The 3,745-nt window shown below is 55.9% G+C and carries 7 protein-coding genes; 1 reads left to right on the forward strand and 6 read right to left on the reverse strand.

Annotation, left to right across the window (positions count from 1 at the left end; all coding sequences use genetic code 11):
• Positions 1-546, forward strand: a 546-nt coding sequence (locus K5905_RS29660) for an extracellular solute-binding protein (protein ID WP_297591221.1), incomplete at its 5' end; no start/stop codon positions are given.
• A gap of 8 nt (positions 547-554) precedes the next feature.
• Here K5905_RS29660 and K5905_RS29665 read toward each other — a convergent pair.
• From K5905_RS29665 to K5905_RS29690, 6 genes are all read right to left on the reverse strand, one after another.
• On the reverse strand, positions 555-1,580 hold the full coding sequence (locus tag K5905_RS29665; protein ID WP_297591224.1) for an energy transducer TonB: 1,026 nt from the start codon (positions 1,578-1,580) through the stop codon (positions 555-557).
• Between the two features lie 2 nt (positions 1,581-1,582).
• Positions 1,583-1,984: a biopolymer transporter ExbD gene (locus K5905_RS29670; RefSeq protein ID WP_297591227.1), complete on the reverse strand. Its 402-nt coding sequence runs from the start codon at positions 1,982-1,984 to the stop codon at positions 1,583-1,585.
• On the reverse strand, positions 1,981-2,367 hold the full coding sequence (locus K5905_RS29675) for a biopolymer transporter ExbD (protein ID WP_297591228.1): 387 nt from the start codon (positions 2,365-2,367) through the stop codon (positions 1,981-1,983). The genes K5905_RS29670 and K5905_RS29675 overlap by 4 nt, the downstream gene beginning before the upstream one ends.
• Positions 2,357-3,043, reverse strand: coding sequence for a MotA/TolQ/ExbB proton channel family protein (locus K5905_RS29680; RefSeq protein WP_297591229.1), 687 nt, complete (start codon positions 3,041-3,043; stop codon positions 2,357-2,359). The genes K5905_RS29675 and K5905_RS29680 overlap by 11 nt, the downstream gene beginning before the upstream one ends.
• Positions 3,044-3,052: 9 nt before the next feature.
• On the reverse strand, positions 3,053-3,493 hold the full coding sequence (locus tag K5905_RS29685; protein ID WP_297591231.1) for a hypothetical protein: 441 nt from the start codon (positions 3,491-3,493) through the stop codon (positions 3,053-3,055).
• 65 nt (positions 3,494-3,558) lie between these two features.
• The coding region (locus K5905_RS29690; RefSeq protein WP_297591233.1) for a TonB-dependent receptor at positions 3,559-3,745 on the reverse strand (187 nt) is incomplete at its 5' end.

The raw sequence follows: 3,745 nt of genomic DNA on the forward strand, positions 1-3,745 counted from the left end.
GGTCGCGTGGCGACCTACGATATTGAACAATCCGGATTAGGATATCTTTTTGCATTTGCCGACGCCCAGGAAGCATCGACGTTTGGTGCTTTGCAAGAATCCTTCGGCAGGACACGTGCGGTCTCGACATGCTGTTCAGCGGATATCATCAAGAATGTTGCCGAAGGCCGCTATCTGGTTGCCTACAACGTGCTCGGGTCCTACGCGCAGGGGTATCAGCAACAAGATGACCGGATCGGCATTGTGTTGCCTTCGGATTATACGCTTGTTCTTTCCAGGGCGCTGATGATCCCCGAACAGGCAAACAACAAGGAGCAGGCAAAGGAATTTCTAGATTTTCTCCTGTCGCCTCAAGGTACGGTTGCCTTGCGCAAGGCTCTATTGATCAGCCCATTGCTAGAAACGGATGACGGTAACGAGGGAGAAGCCCTGAGTTCGACTGCACTGCGCCCGATCGGTCTGTCTCCATCGCTGATGGTCGCTCTGGATGAGCTCACACGGCAGACATTCATGCGGCGCTGGCGTTCCACATTTCCGGGACCATGAACCGCCTGTCACCGGATGGCAACGGGCAATGTGAAGGTCCAACTGTTCCTGCCCGCCGATGCTGGAATGGGGGGGAACGGCGCAGCGCGGCGGACGCCTTTCAGCACGGCCTGATCAAACACTTTCAAACCGGATGAACGTACCAGCCGAATATCGGAAACTGCGCCGCTTTTGCGGATTGTAAACTGAACAAGAACATCTTTGCGGGCTGTTCTGTTTCCTCGCGGCTTACGGACGGAGCGTACGAGCTTTCGATGAACCTTTGCCGGATAGTTCGTGACGTCCGAATTGCCTGCCTGTTTGCCTTTGGCCTTGCGCTGCGAGCCACCCGCCTGCGCCGTGCGCCCGGATTTACCGCCGGAGCCGCTTTTGCTGTTTTGGCTGGTTGGCCGCTTTTGCGTCAAAGGTTTGGAAGTCTTTGCCTTAACCTTTTTCTCAGGTTCCGCAGTTGCGACGCTTTTTGGCGGGATTGGTTTTAGCCGCGGCGCTGGATGGGCTTCGGCTTCATTCGTTTCAACAGGCCGGGGTGCAGCTTCCAGCACTTCAGATGCTGGTGTTTTGACAGGCGGAGCAGGCTCGACTTGAAGCGCGGTCTCGATCGGTTTTGCGTTTGATGGCAGTGCGATGGCTTGCCCGCTATCAGGTTGCAGTATCGGTACATTCGTCTGAACAGGTTGAACCGGTTCGCGGGGTTGAACATGCTGAAGTGCCTTCATCGTATCGACCGGTGTCCTCGCGACCGTCTCAGCAGATACTTTCTTGGCCGTCTGGACAGTTTCGATTGGGTATTCAGGCTTGGAAACAACAGACTCCGGTGTCTGTAGGATTTCGGTTTCAACCGGTTCCGTTCTGGCGGTCTGCTCGATTGAACCGGCAGCGACCATGTTGAAGGGAGATTCCCCCAGAACGGTGTGCTGTACATCGCCGCCACCTTCAAATTCCAGGTCTGGCTTGCTTTTCAAAGTCAGTGCGACGGCAGCGATATGGATTGCCACAGACACCACCAATGCGACGATGAGAGACTTGCGAAACATGATCAATCTGATGGAAGACGCGTTACGATAACGACGCTCTCGGCACCGGCCTTGTAGAGTTCGTTGACCTGTTGCAGCAGCCTGTCGGCCTTCAGTGCTTCGTCCGCCGCAAGTTTTACCAGTTGTCCCTGATGCGCCTCACCCTGCTGGTGCTCTGCCAAATAGGTTTCCGCTTCTATGGGAGCTTCCCGGTAATAGAGTTTCCCGTCAGCGCGGATGTAAAGGGCGTCCGGCGGAGGTAGCCTGTCGTCGGTATCGGCCTCGGAGAGCGTGACTGCCGGATCCTGCGGCGGTGTAAGTTGTCCGGCAACCAGGAAGAAGATCAACATCAGAAAAACAATGTTGATCAGCGAAATCGTGGTCTCCAGCGGTCGCTTGGCTTTCTTTCGCGGAACCTTGATCATCTGTTGCCTGCGACGGTAACTGCCAGACCGGGGAGTGTCTTCAGCTGGCTTATGATCGTGACCAGTTGCTGTGTGGTCGTGTCACCGCGCACCAGAACAAGCAGGCTGTCGATATCCTGATCGGCAAGAGCCTGAACCCGTTTGATCAGGTCTGCTTCTTCGATATCCGTGCCGTTCAGGCGAAGCCTGTCTTCATCGATGACAACAATTGCTTTCGGCATGGCACTGCTGCCGCTGCCACCAGCGGGCGCACCAATCTCGACCTGGCCGAAATTGGTGAATGTCGACGACAGCATGAAGAACAGCAAAAGCAGAAAGATGACGTCGACAAGCGGCGTCAGAGAGATAGGCTTCTGCCTGCGGAGTGGGCGATCAATGTGCATAGGCGATTGGCTGCTCCGCGAAGGCCGGTGAAACATCTTCTGCCGTCGGCACGTTTTGCATCAAAAGTGCTGACGTCAGGGTTTCGATTGCAACCCGTTCGTTTTCCAGCCGTCCTTCAAGCCAGGTAACGACGAGAGAGACCGGCATTGCCACGGCAAGACCTGCCGCGGTTGTCATCAGCGCAATCCAGATGCCGCCGGCGAGAGCCGAAGGATCAACATTGCTACCGGCGGACTGCAAGGCCTGAAAAGCTTCGATCATGCCAAGAACAGTTCCGAATAGGCCAATGAGAGGGGCGATCTGGGCAATGGCTTCCAGCGCGCGGACCCCTTTTGAGAACTGGTGGAGATCACCGGCCACTTGAACGCTGATGCGTTCTTCGATCACAGGTTTTGCCACCCGGCTTTCAACGAGTTGCAAGGTCGTTGCGACGGATTTCTCCGCCGCGCTTTTCGGTCCCGACATGTGCCGCCTGGCATCAAGCGGGCGGCCGAGACGCCAGAGTTGAACAACCGCCCTGGCACGTTTCGGGCTGCCGACCCTGCAAAAAAGAAACTCAAATACTTTCACCAGGATCAGGGCAAGGGCGATGACGGATAAACCGGCTATCACCATGACGACCGGGCCGCCAAGTTGGAGGAAGGATGCAATCTGACTAGTGATTTGGGATACCATTGCGGCCTCCTATTGCGCGAGAGTGAGTTTGGTTCTGCTGGAAAGGGCAAGCGGCGCCGAGCAGTGGAGCGGCATCTGCTTTGCCGAACATCCCGATGGCGCGTTGATCAAAAGCCGGTCTGCTTCAGCACATGGAAGACCGGAGAGTTCGAATTGCCTGACAACCGTCTTACCGACTGGCATGTCACCGAAGTCGAATACGGACAGCTGGTCGATGACGCCGTCCTTGTCGAAAAGGACGATTTCGTAGGCCGCCGAGGAGACTGAATTGCCTGTTCCGTTCTCCATGACGAAGGACAGACGACAATTGCCATTCGTAGTCTCCGCCTTGTTCAGCTCCAGGGAAATGCCGAAGGTTTCCGATTGTGACCAGGCAGGACCTGCCAGTGACAATGCAAATCCTGCTGAAGCCAAAATGATAAAGCGCCATTTCAGTGCGTGCGCGGACATCAAGTTCTCCTCGGACTGAAACCCGCCGCTCAGGGAAAGCGCGGCGGGTTGCCTTGGCTTGCCAATTACCAGCTGAACTGCTTGTTCATGGTCAGTTTGAAGGTCCGGCCCCGAGCCGGGTCGCCGGCCAGATTGTTCTGGTATTGCTTGTCGAAAATGTTCTCGACCGATGCGCGCACCTGAAAACCTTCCAGAAGCCCTTCCTGTGGTTTCCAGTTCGCGAAAAGATCGTGAACACCGTATCCGGGGAAC

The organism is Roseibium sp., assembly GCF_025698965.1.
Lineage (GTDB): Bacteria > Pseudomonadota > Alphaproteobacteria > Rhizobiales > Stappiaceae > Roseibium.